The sequence below is a fragment of the Sphingobacterium puteale genome (genome assembly GCF_003627955.1).
GTDB classification, from domain to species: Bacteria; Bacteroidota; Bacteroidia; order Sphingobacteriales; family Sphingobacteriaceae; genus Sphingobacterium; species Sphingobacterium puteale.
In genome coordinates this window covers 260609-278990 of sequence record NZ_RBWS01000001.1, presented here as the reverse complement: position 1 = coordinate 278990, position 18382 = coordinate 260609, and the positions used below count along the sequence as shown (strand labels likewise).

8 protein-coding genes are annotated in these 18382 nt (G+C 43.8%); all 8 read left to right on the top strand.

Annotated elements, in window-relative coordinates; all coding sequences use genetic code 11:
• The first annotated feature begins 2 nt into the window (after positions 1-2).
• A complete protein-coding gene (locus D7322_RS01030) occupies positions 3-2222 on the top strand; it encodes an alpha-L-rhamnosidase-related protein (protein WP_317125713.1) in 2220 nt (739 codons plus the stop codon).
• A complete protein-coding gene (locus tag D7322_RS01025) occupies positions 2200-5520 on the top strand; it encodes a glycoside hydrolase family 2 TIM barrel-domain containing protein (protein WP_121120622.1) in 3321 nt (1106 codons plus the stop codon). Before D7322_RS01030 ends, D7322_RS01025 begins: the two co-directional genes overlap by 23 nt.
• A 152-nt stretch (positions 5521-5672) precedes the next feature.
• Positions 5673-9074 (top strand): glycosyl hydrolase, encoded by a 3402-nt coding sequence (locus D7322_RS01020; RefSeq protein ID WP_121120621.1) that lies wholly within the window; start codon positions 5673-5675, stop codon positions 9072-9074.
• A 7-nt stretch (positions 9075-9081) separates the two neighbouring features.
• Complete coding sequence (locus tag D7322_RS01015; RefSeq protein ID WP_121121217.1) at positions 9082-11100, top strand: aceric acid hydrolase; 2019 nt, start codon at positions 9082-9084, stop codon at positions 11098-11100.
• Between the two features lie 17 nt (positions 11101-11117).
• On the top strand, positions 11118-12539 hold the full coding sequence (locus tag D7322_RS01010; protein WP_121120620.1) for a sialate O-acetylesterase: 1422 nt from the start codon (positions 11118-11120) through the stop codon (positions 12537-12539).
• 6 nt (positions 12540-12545) lie between these two features.
• The gene (locus tag D7322_RS01005; RefSeq protein WP_245971218.1) at positions 12546-14870 is read left to right on the top strand and encodes a DUF5703 domain-containing protein; all 2325 of its coding nucleotides are present in this window, start codon (positions 12546-12548) and stop codon (positions 14868-14870) included.
• Positions 14871-15127: 257 nt separating this feature from the next.
• Positions 15128-16204: an L-rhamnose/proton symporter RhaT gene (rhaT, locus tag D7322_RS01000; protein WP_121120618.1), complete on the top strand. Its 1077-nt coding sequence runs from the start codon at positions 15128-15130 to the stop codon at positions 16202-16204.
• A gap of 23 nt (positions 16205-16227) precedes the next feature.
• On the top strand, positions 16228-18336 hold the full coding sequence (locus tag D7322_RS00995) for a bifunctional aldolase/short-chain dehydrogenase (protein ID WP_121120617.1): 2109 nt from the start codon (positions 16228-16230) through the stop codon (positions 18334-18336).
• The last annotated feature ends 46 nt before the right edge of the window (positions 18337-18382 follow it).

Genomic DNA, 18382 nt, shown 5'->3' with positions numbered 1-18382 from the left:
CCATGCACAAAAATAAATTGGAAGCTCCCCGGGGCACCTACAAAAATACATCATTGCATATGAATAAAATTATTTTAATGATAGCATGTCTTATCACCACAACGACATCATTCGCGCAACATAAGAGCACCTGGATTTGGTATCCGGGGGATTATGAGGTCTGGCTGAGCAACGATATGCAAAATCGCCGCACCGAAAGAGGTACATTTTTCCCGCCTTTCTGGAAGATGGACAGTCACTATGTGCTGGTCGAATTCAGTAAAGAATTTGACTTGCCGGCAGCGGAGGAAATCCGTATTTATGCCGAAGGTAAGTATAACGTGAAGATCAATGGAAAAATGCTTCATGGGACACCCGATAAGGTGAAGCTCCAAAAAGGAAAGCAAAAGATCAACGTCAAAGTCTATAACCAGGGGAACGTGCCGGCGCTGTATGTAGCTGGAAACACTGTAACGACGGATAGTGACTGGAACGTAACGTATGAAGATAAGGAATGGATAGACGAGACAGGCAAAGCATCTGATCAATCTGGAACAACCTATGTTAAGGCTGGTAAATGGAACTTTGATGAACCAACAGTTCGCCCATCCGCGTTTAAATTGCCTGTTAAGCCAAAGCAAGCGCTTTCGCAAGAAAAACAAGGTAAAGGTCTCTTGGTTGATTTCGGAAAAAATACATTTGGTTTTCTTACCCTGCATAAGCTGGTGGGGACAGGTCGCCTGAACATCTATTATGGCGAATCCCGTGAAGAAGCACTTTCAACTAAAACCAGCGAGACCATCGATTTACTTGAGGTACACAAAAACCAACAACCACAGGACAGCACACTCGACCTTTCCAAAGCCTTCCGCTTTGTCTACCTGGAACCTGAAGGAACGGTGAAATTCGACCAGGTATCCATGCAGTACGAATACTTACCTGTTGCAGATCGCGGATTCTTTCGCAGTTCAGACAATGAATTAAACAAGATATGGGATGTTGCCAAATATACCATGGAGTTAACCACACGTGAGTTTTTCATTGACGGTATCAAACGCGATCGCTGGATCTGGAGCGGTGATGCCTACCAATCTTATGCGATGAATTACTATTTGGGCTTTGATTCCGAGTCCGTCAAAAGAACGATTTTAGCCTTACGGGGTAAAGAACCGACGATCAGCCACATCAACACCATCATGGACTATACCTTCTATTGGTTTTTGAGCATTGCTGATTATTACCGCTATACCGGTGATAAAGAATTTATAGCGGGCATCTATCCACGAATGAAAAGTCTGATGCAGTTTTGTCTGGATAGAAGAAATAGTGATGGTTTGATGAAAGGTTTAGCTGGCGATTGGGTATTTATTGACTGGGCCGAAGGTCTCAGCAAGCAAGGGGAAGTGAGCTTTGAACAATTATTGCTTTGCCGTAGTCTCGAAACCATGGCGATGTGTGCCGATTTGGTTGGTGAACCGACAGACAACCGGCACTATCAACAAGAAGCGAAACAACTCAAAGATAAGCTATTTGCCTATTATTGGAACGATCAGAAAAAAGCCTTTGCACATAGCCGTATTGATGGTAAGCAAACCGATAACGTGACACGCTACAGCAATATGTTTGCGATTTTCTTTAATTATCTGAATGAACAACAACAGGCAGGCGTGAAGGCTAATGTCTTGTTAAATGATCAAGTACAACAGATTACCACACCTTATATGCGCTACTATGAACTTGAAGCTTTGTGTGAACTTGGTGAAAAGGACTATGTGATGAAAGAAATGAAAGACTATTGGGGCGGTATGCTAAAACTTGGTGCGACGACCTTCTGGGAAGAATTCAATCCAGCGAAAAAAGGAGCCGAGCACTATGCGATGTATGGAAGAGATTTTGGCAAGAGCCTTTGTCATTCGTGGGGAGCAAGCCCGATCTATTTGCTGGGTAAGTACTATCTTGGTGTGCAACCTACAGCGGCGGGCTACGCACAGTATGAAATTAGACCCTATCTAGCATCGCTGGAATGGATGGAAGGAAAGGTGCCCACACCTCTGGGTGAGATCGAACTTTACGTGTCAAAAAATAAAATCAAGATTAAATCGCCTATTGGAACAGGAAAGCTCAAGTTGCAAAGCAAAACAGTTCCACGTGTAAAACAAGGTCAAGTAAAACATATTTCAGGGAACGACTATGAGCTCGTCTTGGAAAAAGGAATAGCATATGAAGTCGATTACAAAAACTAGGTTATATAAAAAAATAGCCGTATCCAAGCTGAGTGTTGCCCTGTTGTTGTCATTGTCAGTAATTTCGGTACAGGCACAAACGGTTGATGGAAAACCTGCGGTCATCCCGCCAGTGCCGAATGGACAAATCGCTGCACCATGGGAAAATCCGATGATTACATCGATCAATCGGGATCCCTCACGTGCCACGGGCTATTCCTATGCGACAGTGGAAGAAGCTTTGAAGAATGACCGGGCAAGCAATAAACGAATGCTCTTTTTAAATGGCGAATGGGATTTTAAATTTGCCTTTAAACCGGCCGATGCACCTCAAGATTTTCATGTATCCGAAGTCAAAGGCTGGGACAAAATACAGGTCCCTTCCAATTGGGAAATGAAAGGTTATGATATCCCCATTTACCGTTCGGCAGTCTATCCATTTAGTCCAATTGATCCGCCGCGCATTCCCAAAGAGTACAATGGTGTCGGGTCTTATCAAAAAACATTCGAATTGCCCGAATCCTGGGATGGAATGAATATCACCTTACATTTCGGCGGGGTTATTTCAGCTTATCAGTTGTGGATTAATGACAACTACGTAGGCTATGCGGAAGATTCCTGTTTACCATCCGAGTTCAATGCGACACCTTACCTTAAAAAAGGTAAAAATCGTATTTCTGTCCAAGTTCTGCGTTGGAGCGATGCTTCCTACCTGGAAGATCAGGATCATTGGCGCATGAGCGGTATTCACCGTGAGGTATTTTTGATGGCTGAACCGAAAGTTCGCATCGCTGATTTTCATTGGCAGGCCACTTTAGATGCTGATTATCAAGATGCCAAATTCTCGCTTCGCCCAAAAGTCGATAATTTTTCAGGCGACAGCATCAGCGGCTTTACGCTCAAAGCACAACTGTATGATAGCAATAATAAACCCATTCTCGATAAACCACTAGAGAAAGATGCTTCAGCCATCTTTGATGAAATCTATCCGAGGTTGGACAACGTGAAGTTTGGTTTATTGGAAACGACGATCAAAAATCCAAAGAAATGGTCGCCGGAAGAACCTCATCTCTACCGTTTGGTACTGACCCTTTACGATAAGAAAAATCGCTTGCTGGAAGCGAAGACTTGTCAAGTCGGGTTTCGGAGTATCGCTTTTTCTCCAAAAGACAGTAAACTTTTGATCAATGGCAAAACCACCTATCTATACGGTGTCAACCGTCACGATCACCATCCTGAACGGGGAAAGGCATTGACACGGGAAGATATGGAAGCCGACATTCGTCAGATCAAGCAATTTAATTTTAATGCGATTCGGACCTCACATTACCCCAATGACCCTTATATCTATGAACTCTGTGACCGCTATGGTATTATGGTGATGGATGAAGCCAATATGGAAACACATGGTCTAGGAGGAAAGCTGATGAACGATCCGGCCTGGCTGGCGGCGCTCAACGAACGGGTTACGCGGATGGTAGAACGTGACAAGAACCATCCCTCCATTATTATTTGGTCGCTAGGAAATGAATCTGGAAGAGGTCCGAACACGGCGTCTATGGCGGCTTGGATCCATGATTTTGACATTACGCGCCCAGTACATTACGAACCGGCCATGGGCAGCCATCAGCTACCGGGCTATATTGATCCTTCAGATCCACGCTATCCAAAATCCAACGATCACTCCCATCGTTTACAAAATATAAAAGATCAATATTATGTTGATATGGTATCGCGATTCTATCCCGGTATTTTCACCCCCTCGTTACTCTTAAATCAGGATAATGACGATCATCGTCCGATCCTTTTTGTTGAGTATACCCATTCCATGGGCAATTCGACCGGTAACATTCGTGATTTCTGGGATATCTTTCGTGCACATCCCCGTTTGATCGGTGGCTTTATCTGGGACTACAAGGATCAGGCATTGATCCGTAAGGATTCTGTTTATGGTAAAGTATTGGCCTATGGTGGTGATTTTGGTGAAAAGGTACACAATGGTGCGTTTAGCCTGAATGGTATTACGGATGCCTGGGGTCGGCCAAAAGCGGCGATGTATGAAAATAAACGGATCTATCAGCCGACGGAAATCCATTTGGTTGATCCAGAAAAGACCACAGTACAAGTCAAAAATAGATCAGCGGTACTCAACCTAAATCATTACGATGCCGTCTTATTGTTTCGCAGAAATGGTCTGCTGTTGAAGGAAGTACCGATATCGGCTATCGATTTAGCCGCAGGCGATTCCACACAGCTGACTTTCGCCTCCTATTTGCCATCCAAACGTTTGGCAGATCAGGAATATCAGCTTGATATCCAGTTCCGTTTACGGGAAGCGACTGCATGGGCGCCAGCAGGATTTGTTGTGTCTTCATCACAGGTCCGATTGCAGGATCAATCCAATGTCCTACGACCTTTATCCTACAAAGGCAACAAATTGGTAAAGACAGAAACTGCCGATCAGTATCAGATCAGGGGTAACGCTTTTCAGGTTAGCTTTGACAAATCGACCGGAAGTTTGACTGCGTTTAATTACAAGGGGCAGGAAATTATCAAAGATGCCATTCGACCAAGCTTCACACGACCAGCTACGGACAATGACCGCCGGGGCTGGAAACCGGATAAAAAACTAAAATACTGGTATGGCGCGCCAAGAATAGTGTCGGTAAACGCGCAGGAAAAAGATCAAGGGTATGAAATCCAGACATTGTACGCCCTTGCAGGTGATTCCGCACAGGTAAAAGTGATCTATACGGTGAAAAATCCAGGTATTGTGTTCGTCAATTACCAGCTGCAGGTGAAGGCTGGATTACCTAATATCCCTAAAGTTGGGCTCCAAATGGGGATCAATCCCACATTTGAAGACATCCAATACTATGGCTTAGGGCCCATGGAAAACTATCCCGATCGTGCTTATGGTTTTGATCTTGGTGTTTACCACATGAACATCGATCAATTCATGGAGCATTATCTTTATCCACAGGAAAACGGAAATCGGATGGATGTTCGTTGGATGCACCTTCAAAATAAAAATGCAGGTCTTTTGGTTGTCGGCGAGCAGCCGCTGTATATGAGTGCATGGTCTTATTCACAAAAAGCAATCGTCGAAGCAAAACACTGGTTTAAATTGAAAAAAGAAGATAAGATCACTTTAAATGTCGATTTAAAGCAGATGGGTGTTGGCGGAAATGATACCTGGACAGATGTGTCGCAACCGTTGGAAAAATATCAAATTCCGGCAAAAGACTACAGCTATTCCTTTTATCTGATTCCGACAGATTTGAAACAATCGGTCAAGGATTTTGTCCAATACAATTAAATAAATGAAGATTAGTAGGAAGATATCCAGTAAGTAAAGTTAAACCCTGTAGGAGTCAACTAGTTGAAATGACGGAATAAAGGGGATACATTCAAAATTGAAAGAAATAGGTTGTCCAAACTTTTGGATAGCTTCAAAGAACAAGATAAGATATGACGAGGATTAAGTTGCTATTAGGGACAAGTCTTCTTTTTGGCTGTTTGAGCGGCAATGCACAGATTAAAGGTATTCCAACGGCATTAGTTCCTTTGGATCAACATTCGTTTGAACAGGCAAAACCATGGGTATTTTGGTACTTTATGCATGCCAGTTATTCCAAGGAAGGGATTACTGCGGATCTGAAAGCGATGGCAGAAAATAAGATCGCAGGAGCCTACCTGGCACCGATCAAGGGTAAAACCAATCCGCCTCTTTTCGATCCACCGACAGAGACGTTAACACCAGCATGGTGGGATATGTTCAAATATATCGTCGACGAAGCAAAAAAATATGGGGTAAAAATAGCTTTATTGCCCAATGATGGATTTGCAACCGCGGGGGGACCATGGATCAGTCCCGAGAAGTCGATGCAGAAAGTCGTGCATGCCGATACCGTAATCGATAGCAAGGGCGAGCGGATGCGCAATGTTCAATTGCCACAACCACAAGCCCAACAAGGCTATTACGAAGATATTGCCTTATTTGCACTGCCACTGACACATTCGCCGCGAAAAAGCTTTACGGAGAAGGTTCACGTATCCAACAGCTATGGCGAAGATCTAAAACGACTGGCTGAAAGAGGGAATAAACAAAATTTTGCAACAGCTGCGTCAGGTTGGATACAGTATGCATTTGATCAGCCCTTCCCTTGCAATTCATTGAAAATTGAATGGACAGCATCCAACTACCAAGCGAACCGTTTGCAAGTTTGGGCTAGCGATGATGGCCTAAATTTTCGGAAGATTACACAATTAGAATCCCCAAGAATGGGCTGGTTGGACTGGGACAATGGCGTCACACACCTGATTCCCTATACCAGAGCAAAATATTTCCGTTTTGTCTACGATCCCGTGAGCAGTGAGCCTGGAGCCGAAGACCTCGATTCCGGTAAATGGAAACCTTCGCTAAAATTAAACGGCATCAGTCTGTTTGAAGAAGCGCAGGTCAATCAGATCGAAGGAAAGACGGGAGAAATCTGGCGTGTAGGAAAAAACTCTGAACCAAGCACCGTAGACAAAGACGCTATCGTCGGGCAGCAACAGCTTATCCGTTTGCCCAGTCCCGACCAAGCAGGTCGTGTCGACCTGACACTGCCGGAAGGAAAGTGGAAAATATTGCGTGTTGGACATACCTCCACAGGACATAAAAACGAAACTGCTGGTGCAGGCAAAGGTCTGGAATGTGATAAATTAGACGCGGCTACTGTCGCTTTTCAATTTGACCAGTGGTTCGGGGCAGCTAAAAAACAGGTGGATCCGCAATTATCTAAAGAAGTCCTCACAGTATTTCATATTGATTCTTGGGAATGTGGTAGTCAAAACTGGACCCGAAGTTTTCCGAACGAGTTTTTGAAACGCCGGGGTTATGACTTGACCGACTATCTCCCTGTTTTGACAGGTTGTTTTGTCAATAGTGTAGAAGATTCCGAAGCGTTTTTGCAAGATTACAGACAGACCATCAGTGAGCTGTTGCAGGAGAATGGTTATGCGACATTACGCCAAAAAGCGGATGAATACGGAGTCGAATTTACAGCCGAAGCCACGGCTCCCGTGATGGTCGGTGATGGGCTGGCCCATTTTGCTTCAACCGATCGTCCGATGGGTGAGTTTTGGCTCAGAAGCCCTTCGCACGATAAACCTGCTGATATCCTGGATGCCATTTCTGGAAGCCATATTTATGGGAAACAGGTGACGATGTCCGAAGCCTTTACCCAGATTCGGGCTCAATGGGACGAACATCCACGACTCCTGAAAAGTCTTCAGGATAGAAATTACGCCTTGGGAATCAATAATCTAGTTTACCATGTATATGTCCACAATCCTTGGTTAGACCGCAAACCAGGTATGACCATGGATGGTATCGGAACCTATTTTCAGCGCGATCAAACCTGGTGGAAACCCGGTAAAGAATGGGTGAATTATGCCATCCGGACACAACAACTCTTACAACACGGGGTACCCGTACGTGATGTAGCTGTGTTTATTGGTGAAGAGATTCCCAGAAGATCCCTGCTTCCAAGTGCTTTGGTCAATGTGCTGCCTGGTATTATCGGTGAAGGCCGTGTCCATCGGACAGATTCTCTGTTGGCCAATGTCGGCTTACCGATGCAGAAAGTTGCGGGGGTGACTACAGGAGCCAATATGTATAGGCCCGAAGATTGGGTTGATCCGCTACGCGGCTATGCCTACGATTCCTTCAATCCCGATGCACTATGGAACCAGACTAGGGTGCTAGACGGTAAGGTGATTTTTGCGGACCATATTGCTTACTCTTTACTTGTGATGCCTGGAGAAACAGCATTAAATCCGAATGGTAGCCAGTATTCCCTTCGTACCTTAGAACGCATCAGGAGTCTTGTCAATCAAGGGGCTACGGTGCTTTTTCAAGATATACCACAGACCTGGCGGGGCAAATTGACGGATGAAAAAGCACAACAATATCGCAGTTTGCTTAAAGAATTATTCAGCAATCTCGAGCCATTCACAAATACAACATTACAGGTTAAACAACTCGGAAAAGGGCGGGTGCTTGTTGGACACTATGAATCCAAGAATTTTAGTCCATTAAATATTGTTCCTGATGTGCTGATCAACGAAGGGGACAATCCGCATATTTCTTGGAACCATCGCCGTTTCGATGGCGGCCATTTGTTTTTTGTGGCCAATCAGGACAGCCTAAGGCAAAGAGCGACTTTGTCTTTACGGACAAATAACCGATATGCATACCGTTACGATCCGGTAAGCGACAAACTGGCGGTGCTACCGTTTAAAGTGATCAAGGATAGGACAGTTTTTGACTTGTCATTTGAAGCCTATCAATCCGGCTTTGTGTTAACCACTGATAAAAAGATTGATGTACCAACCTATCAGTTATCCGGGAAAACAGCCTTGACAGAACCCTGGTCATTCACGGCTGATGGGCTGCACAACAAACAAACGCTTAAACAGCAGGAACCTCAGTTTTGGACAAGCAGTACAGACAATGAAACTAGGTACCATGCTGGCTCCGGAAGCTATGAGACAACGTTGCGTGTTCATGAAATTGGTAAAAAACAGCGTGCTTATTTGGAGTTTTCAGCGATCGAATCCATGGCTGAAATTTTTGTCAATGAACAGTCTGCTGGGGTCGTCTGGACCAAACCTTATCAGATCGATGTGACTGATTTTATCCGGCAAGGAGATAATAAAATCAGGGTGAAAGTGTACAACACCTGGGGCAATCGCTTGCTGTACGAAAAAGAAAACCCCGCTGCAGAAAAGAAAATAAAAACGACGGCATCGGACAAGTTTCTGAAAGGCTTGCTGCCTTCGGGCTTGCAGGGGAAAGTTGAATTACTATGGCTAGATGCAAAATAAAGAAATCATGAAAACGAAGCGCAAACTATTGATCCTGGGTCTCTTCTTCGCGACGGCCTGGCAGGTCCAGGCCCAGGAAAAGTCTATTACAAATACTGGCGCAAGCCCTTATGCCGTCCAACAGGCGGTCGATATGGGGGATGTGCAATGGACCAAAGGTTTTTGGGCCGATCGTACAAAGTCATGCTATGAGCAGATGGTGCCACAACTCTGGCACGTTTATACAGATGCTTCCATCAGTCACGCCTATCGGAATTTCGAAATTGCGGCAGGCTTGGAGAAAGGAGAACATACAGGGCCATCCTTTCATGACGGCGATTTTTACAAAACATTGGAAGCTGTCTGCGCAATCTATGCACAGACAAAAGATAAAAAGCTGCTTGACATGCTGGATGAAGTTATTCCCGTTATCCGCAAAGCGCAACGTGCCGATGGCTATATTTATACCAAGGCGACAATTGACCAGCAGCGATCGGGACAAAATATTGAGTTTCAAGATCGGCTGAGCTTTGAATCCTATAATATCGGGCATTTGATGACAGCAGGATGTATACATTATCGGGCGACCGGACAACGTGAGTTGTTGGATATCGCAATCAAAGCAGCCGACTACCTGTATGGATTTTATAAAAAATCCAATCCGACCTTGGCCCGAAACGCGATCTGTCCCTCTCATTATATGGGTACTGTAGAACTTTATCGGACGACCAAAGACCAAAAATACCTGGAACTTGCCAAGCACTTGATCGATATTAAAGGTGAGATTGAGGATGGTACTGACGACAATCAGGACCGTATCCCATTCCGCAAGCAGCATAAAGCCACGGGACATGCCGTGCGGGCAAGCTACCTCTATGCAGGAGTTGCCGACTTATGTGCCGAGATTGCAGATACCACATTGAGCAACCGCCTTTTTGAAATTTGGGCTGATGTCACTAAACATAAAATGTACATTACTGGTGGTCTGGGATCGCTGTATGATGGTACCTCACCTGACGGAACTTCCTATAATCCCAGTGAGGTACAGAAAATCCATCAGGCATTTGGGCGGGATTATCAATTGCCCAACTTAACTGCGCATAATGAGAGCTGTGCAAATATTGGCAATATGTTGTGGAATTGGCGCATGGCTAATTTCACGGGCGATGCAAAATACATCGATATATTGGAACTGGCGCTCTATAATAGCGTACTGTCAGGGGTTAGTTTAGATGGCGACAAATTTTTGTATACCAATCCATTGAGTTATTCATCCGATCTTCCATTCCAGCAGCGCTGGTCGAAAAAGCGGGTTCCTTATATCTCATTATCTAATTGCTGTCCACCCAATATCGTTCGTACGATTGCAGAAGTAGCCAACTATGCTTACGGACTATCCACAGATGCCGTTGCGGTAAACCTGTATGGCGGAAATGAATTGAATACAACATACCAAGGCAAACATATCAGCATTGTACAAGAATCCAGGTACCCATGGGAAGGAACCGCCACCTTCACCTTAAAAGAGTTTCCTTCCGATCATACTTTGAAACTACGGATACCGGGTTGGGCTGGAAAGGCAGAAATATGGAAAAACAAGGTTAAAATAGACGCACCGATCGAGAAAGGCTATGCCCTTTTAGCCGGACCGCTGAAAAAGGGGGATCGCATTGAAATTAGGTTACCCATGGATGTTTCTTTGATGGAATCAAATCCATTGGTCGAGGAAACCCGCAATCAGGTTGCGGTCATGCGTGGACCAATTGTGTATTGTCTGGAAAAGCAGGATGTGGCTGCGGACATCAATATCTTTGATCTAAAAATGAAACAAGGCGAACAGTTCGCGCCAAGACATGAAAATATACTGGGCCAAGATATTGTTCTGTTGGAGGGAAATGCCTATCGGAAAAACAGTACGAAATGGAATTCGCTGTACCGGAAAACATCTGATGGAAAGCCGGAGGCTGTTCCGCTACGTTTAGTGCCCTATTTTGCTTGGGGAAACCGTACATTTGGAGACATGAGCGTTTGGATGCCAGTTTTTTAAAGCGATAATTTATGACAATGAAAACTTGTTTTTTTGCGATCGTGTTACTGTTGGCCCAATTGAGTAGCCAGGCGAAAGTACGTTTATCGGCTCTCTTTACCGATGGGATGGTGCTGCAGCAACAAAGTAAAGTCCCGGTATGGGGCTGGGCGGACCCCCAGACAACAGTAACCTTACAGGCCTCCTGGAATGGGCAAAAATATCATGCGAAGGTGGACAAGCTTGGCCAATGGAAAATTGTAGTAAATACACCAGCAGCAGGTGGAACTTATCAGATCAAGGTCTCAGAAAAAAATGTGATTGAACTGCACGATATTTTAATCGGTGAAGTTTGGCTGTGTTCGGGCCAGTCGAATATGGAAATGCCCTTAAAGGGCTATCCTGGGCAACCCATCCTCGGCAGTACAGAAGCGATGATGAATTCAAGGGACGATCAATTGCGTATCTATACCGTACCCCGCAATCCCTTGTTACAGCCTGCATCCGATAGCAAGCCAAGTGTTTGGAAAAAAGTTGAACCGCAGTCTGTGGTCGGTTTTAGTGCAACGGCCTACTATTTCGGCCGACAACTGCGCAAAACTTTAGGGGTGCCTGTCGGTTTGATTCATAGCAGCTATGGCGGTTCAAATATCGAAGCCTGGATGGAGGCATCTTGGCTGGCGGATCAGAAAGATATAAAAATCCCAAAACAAGAGGAAGGCTTGAAAGATAAAAATCGCGTACCGACCATGTTATACAATGGTATGATTCATCCCATTGCCGGTTATGGCATTCGAGGTATCATTTGGTATCAAGGTGAGTCTAATTACGAACGTCCAGATCAATATGAAGTCTTATTTCCCCGGATGGTCGAGAAGTACCGTGCGTTATGGGGAAATAATGAACTTCCATTTTATTTTATGCAAATTGCGCCATTTGATTACGCTTCATTGCCGCCTTATCATGTAGGGGGAAAATACAATTCGGCCTATTTACGGGATGCACAGCGTAAATCATTGGATAAAATTCCGTATTCCGGGATGGCTGTTACCTTGGATTTGGGCGAACAGAATTGCATCCACCCATCACATAAACAGCAAAGTGGTGAACGGTTGGCCTACCTGGCGCTACACGATAGTTACGGTTTTAGTACACTAAATCTCAAAAGTCCTGTTTATGAAAAGTTGGAAATTAAAGGCAATACTGCAGTACTCTCTTTTAAGGATGTACCGCTAGGGCTGACCTCATATAGTAAAGAAATAAAGACTTTTGAAATTGCGGGTAAAGATCAGGTTTTTTATCCTGCGAACGCTGTTTTGAAAGGAAAGACCATTGTTGTAGCGTCGCTCAAAGTTGAGGAGCCAGTGGCTGTTCGTTATGCATTTAAAGATTTCGTTGTCGGAGATGTGTTCGGTGCCAATGGCTTGCCCTTAAGTTCTTTCCGTACAGACGATTGGTAAACAGAAATGATGATTGAAAAACGTATTATAGGGATTCTAGTTTTAATAATTGTTTTATTGAGCCCAATTGGGGCTCAAGAGTTCAATTGGAAAGACTACAATGTATCTTGGACCACACAGAGCAAAAATTCATCTGAATCCATGCCTGTAGGTGGTGGAGATATTGGATTGAACGTTTGGGTGGAGCATGGCGAATTACTTTTGTACTTGGGGAAAACAGGTGCATTTGACGAGAATAATACTTTGTTGAAGCTCGGCCGCATCCGCCTCCATCTGTATCCCAACCCCTTTGCAGAAGGAAAATTCCAGCAGGAATTGCAGTTGGATAAAGGTCATATTGTCTTGAAGGGCGAAAGCAAAGGCGTCAAGGCCGAAGTACTGGTTTGGGTAGATGTGTTTAATCCCAATGTACATCTCGAAGTAAGTGCCAATCAGAAGATCAAGGTGGAAGCAGCTTACGAGAGCTGGCGTTTTCAGGATCTGTTTCCTAAGAAGAAGGAAAATAACGCGAATTCTTGGAAGTGGGCACCACCAAGGCCCGTTGTCACACATAAAGACCAAATTGGCGTTGAGGCTGATAAAATTGTTTTTTATCATCAAAATCAAGATAGTACAGCATTCGATATCGTCGTGGACCAGCAAGGTCTGTCGACTATCAAAGATTCGTTATACAATCCATTAAAAAGCCGGATTTCAGGAGGTCTTTTAAAAGGTGAGAATTTTGAATACGTTGGGCAGCGTGCAGGGACCTATATGAATACACCCTACCAATCCTGGATACTTAAAAGTAAAGCGGCAAAGACCAATCATGCGCTTCAAGTGACCTTGCATGTAGGGCAACACGCAGACCTGCAACACTGGAAAGCAGTACTGGAGGATCTGGCTACGCCCAAACCTACCTTTGTATCCCTCAAACGAGCGACAGAATTATGGTGGAAGGCCTTTTGGGATAGAAGTCATATTATTATTCATCCCGGTTCAAAAGATCTCAATAATGAAGCTTGGCAAGTTGGCCGAAACTATCAGTTGTTTCGGTTTATGTTAGCTTGTAATGCCTATGGGGATTATCCGACAAAATTTAACGGGGGTTTATTCACCTATGATCCTGTCACAATTGATAGTACGTTTACGTTCACACCAGATTTCCGCAACTGGGGAGGCGGTACCCATACCGCACAAAATCAGCGCTTGGTCTACTGGCCATTATTGAAGAGCGGTGATTTTGATTTAATGCCGGCACAATTTAAGTTTTACCAACGTCTTTTGAGTAACGCCGAATGGCGATCCAAATTTTATTGGGGACATACTGGTGCAAGCTTTACGGAGCAGATTGAAAATTTTGGTTTACCCAATCCAGCAGAATACAATTGGAAACGGCCAAAAGATTTCGATAAGGGCCTAGAATATAATGCTTGGTTGGAATATGAGTGGGATACCGTACTGGAGTTCTGCATGATGATGCTGGAAACCGAACGTTACAATAAATCCGATATTCGGGCTTATATACCACTAATTGAGAGCTGCCTACGCTTTTTTGACGAACATTATCAATACCGGGCTCGGCAAAGGGGTAGCAAGGTATTGGACGATGCAGGTCATCTTGTCTTGTATCCGGGTTCTTCCGCGGAAACCTATAAAATGGCCTATAATTCGGCTACTACCATTGCCGCTTTGCAGCAAGTAACCAAAGGATTGCTGGCATTGCCGAAAGGCTACATCAATGCTGAAATGTGTCGTTATTTGCAGGGTTTTTTGACCAGAATTCCACCTTTGCCGCAACGTGAACTTGGAGGTAAAAAGATGTTGGCGCCAGCACAGCTATGGGCCCGGGTCAACAATACCGAATCCCCGCAGCTCTATCCTGTATATCCTTGGGGAATTTACGGTATTGGTAAACCCGACATGGGTATTGCGCTCAATACTTATACGGATGATCCCGATGTGCTTAAATTCAAAAGCCATGTCGGCTGGAAGCAGCATAATATCTTTGCTGCACGTCTTGGATTGACCGATGAAGCCAAACAATTGACTGTCTTAAAGCTCAAAAATTCAGAACGAAGATTTCCAACCTTTTGGGGACCGGGCTTTGACTGGGTTCCGGATCATAACTGGGGTGGTTCGGGCATGATCGGCTTACAGGAAATGCTTTTGCAGGTAGTGGATGATAAAATTTACCTTTTTCCGGCATGGCCCAAAGAATGGGATGTGGATTTTAAGCTGCATGCTCCCGGGCAGACCACGGTCGAAGGGAGGTTAAAGGATGGTAAATTATTGGATCTAAAAGTTTTTCCAAAAGAACGGGAAGCAACTATTATCAACCTCTTAAAATAGGCTATTCGTGGATTGCTAACAGTATATTACAGCTTATGAATTGATTTAAGCATTGCGAGCCAAAGCAAAAGTATACACTTTTGAATCCTAAATTGCTAAAAAATACAAGACTAAATAAATAAAACTGGGCTGTCCATTGTTTCGGACCGCTCCGTTTGTCTGTTTTGCACACAAAACCGAGGTGGTCATAACAGTGCATAACAGTTCTAAAAAACCAATGAATTAACTTAGTCGTTAAGAACCTAAATAACGTTTATATGAATGCAGTTTTCGGAGTTATATTTCATTTCATAGGCGGATTCGCCTCGGGAAGTTTTTATGTGCCGTACAAGAAGGTAAAAGGATGGTCTTGGGAATCCATGTGGATATTAGGGGGGCTTTTTTCCTGGATCATTGTGCCGCCTATAGCGGCGATGTTAACCATACCCAATTTTGCTGAAATTATTAAAAGTACAGATAACGCCACATTAGGTTATACTTTTTTGTTTGGTTTGCTTTGGGGAATTGGTGGATTAACTTATGGTCTTGGTGTGCGCTATCTCGGTGTTTCGTTAGGTAGCAGCATTATTTTAGGGCTTAGCATGGTCTTTGGTTCTTTGATGCCCAGCATCTATTATTTTTTCAATAAGGCCGAGGGCAAACATGGCATAGATTATTTTTTTACGACCCAATCTGGTCTATGTATCCTTCTTGGACTTTTGGTCTGTGTGCTTGGTGTCTATCTATGTGGTAAAGCTGGTGTTTCAAAAGAAAAACACTTATCCACATTGTCCTCAGAAAGCAAGTCTGATTATAATTTTGGGCTGGGGATCGTTGTGGCTATTGTTTCTGGAATATTGAGTGCTTGTTTCAATTTTGGTATTGAATCAGGGAAGCCCATGGCTGATGTCGCAAATATATTGTGGAAGTCTGCTAATCCAAATCAAGGTGAATTTCTGTACCAGAATAATGTCACTTACATTGTGATTTTATGGGGCGGTTTTACGACTAATTTCCTATGGTGTCTTTACCTTTTGATCAAGAACAAAACGTTTTCGGATTATACGAAATCTGATGTGCCTAAAGGCAAGAATTTACTTTTATGTGCTTTAGCAGGAACGACTTGGTATTTACAGTTTTTCTTTTACGGTATGGGCGAAAGCCGCTTGGGTAATGGAGCTAGTTCTTGGATATTGCATATGGCGTTTATCATTTTGATATCAAATGCTTGGGGTGTGGTACTCAAAGAATGGAAAGGTGTAGATCGGCCTACCTATCGTTCCATAATAGCAGGTATCGTGACAATTATCATCTCCATTTGTATCGTAGGATTTGCTAAAACATTAGAAAATTAATATTAAAACAAAATATAGAAGAAGTGAAAACGTACAAACATGTCAATTATTTATGGGACGATCAGAAAGCTCAAGCACTTCGTGGTGATGAGGTAGCTTTGTTATTATATCGTTCAAATATTCTAGGTGCAGATTTAAGAATCACAAATTATGGCGGTGGTAATACGTCTTGTAAAGTTGTGGAAAAAGATCCGTTGACGGGCGAAGAAGTTGATGTGATGTGGATTAAAGGATCTGGTGGAGACATCGGAACGTTAAAAAAGTCAGGTCTTGCGGCTCTTTATTTGCAACGTCTCCGCAATTTGGAGAATGTCTATCGTGGTCTTGAACATGAAGATGAAATGGTGGAGTTATTTAACCATTGTATCTATGATTTAGCGTCAAAAGCACCTTCTATAGATACGCCTTTACATGGATTCTTACCATTTAAACATATTGATCATTTACATCCCGATGCTGCGATTGCGATTGCTGCTGCCAAAGATGGTAAAAAAATTACACAGGAATTGTTCGGCGGAACCATTGGCTGGGTAGATTGGCAACGTCCGGGATTCGATCTTGGGCTGCAATTGCGTGCCTGCTTGGAAGAAAATCCGGGTATCCGTGGTATTATGTTGGGGTCACATGGTTTATTTACTTGGGGCGATACAGCATACGAATGTTATGTCAATTCCTTGGATGTCATCGAAGCTTGCGCGGCATATCTTGAGCAAAATTATGGTAAAAAGGCACCTGTATTCGGTGGGCAGCAGGTAACCAGCTTGAGTAAGGAGGAAAGAACTGCGCAGGCAGCTAAACTTGCGCCTGTTTTAAGAGGTTTCTGTTCCAGTGAACGTCACATGATCGGACACTTCACGGATGATGAGCGTGTATTGGAATTTATCAATTCAAATGATTTAGAACGTTTGGCCCCGCTTGGTACAAGCTGTCCGGACCACTTCTTAAGAACTAAAATTCAACCGTTGGTATTGAATCTGGATAAATCAGAAGATCTGGACAATGTGGAGGATCTAAAAGCGAAATTGACACCATTGTTTGAAGCATACCGTGAAATGTATGCACAATATTACGAAAACTGCAAACACGAAAACAGCCCGGCTGTACGTGATAAAAATCCGGTCATTGTTTTGTATCCGGGGATTGGTATGTTTGCTTTTGCCAAAGACAAGCAAACGGCACGTGTAGCGGCAGAATTCTATACCAATGCGATCAATGTCATGAAAGGGGCCGAAGCCGTAAGTGAATACACTGCTTTGCCCCGTCAGGAAGCGTTTGATATTGAATATTGGTTACTGGAAGAAGCGAAGCTTCAACGTATGCCAAAGCCAAAAGCTTTGTCTGGAAAAATTGCCTTGGTCACTGGAAGCGGTGGCGGTATCGGAAAAGCAATTGCCAAAAAGATGGCTCAAGAAGGTGCTGTTATCGTGTTAAATGATATCAATACAGAACGTTTGGAGTCAAGTAAAGCAGAATTTGTAGCAGAATTTGGAAATGATGCAGTCATTGCTACGACCCTTGATGTAACCAATGCGGAATCTATTAAGGACGCCTTAAAAGATGCTGCTTTAGCATTTGGTGGTATCGATATTGTCGTAAATAATGCGGGATTATCGATTTCCAAGACAATCGAAGATCATACAGAGAAAGATTGGGATTTATTGTACAATGTATTGGTAAAAGGCCAATTCTTAGTTACTCAAGGAGCGACTTCACTCTTAAAAGGCCAAGCAATCGGTGGCGATATCATCAATATTGTCAGTAAAAATGCCTTGGTTAGTGGTCCCAATAATACAGGATACGGGAGTGCAAAAGCTGCACAATTGCATTTAAGTCGTCTGTGTGCAGCAGAATTAGGCCCTGCAGGAGTACGTGTGAACGTTGTGAATCCAGATGCGGTTATTTCAGACAGCAATATCTGGGCAGGTGGATGGGCTGAAGGTCGCGCTAAGGCTTATGGCATCACGGTCGCTGAATTACCAGCTTACTATGCAAAACGAACGCTTTTGAATCAGATCATCCTTCCAGAAGACATTGCAAATGCATGTTTTGCTTTTGTCGGTGGATTATTGAATAAATCTACTGGAAATGTGCTAAACGTTGACGGAGGTGTTGCTATGGCGTTTGTACGCTAATTTTTATATCTTAGGTGTCGCGTTCAGAAAGGGAAAAGATGTGCGC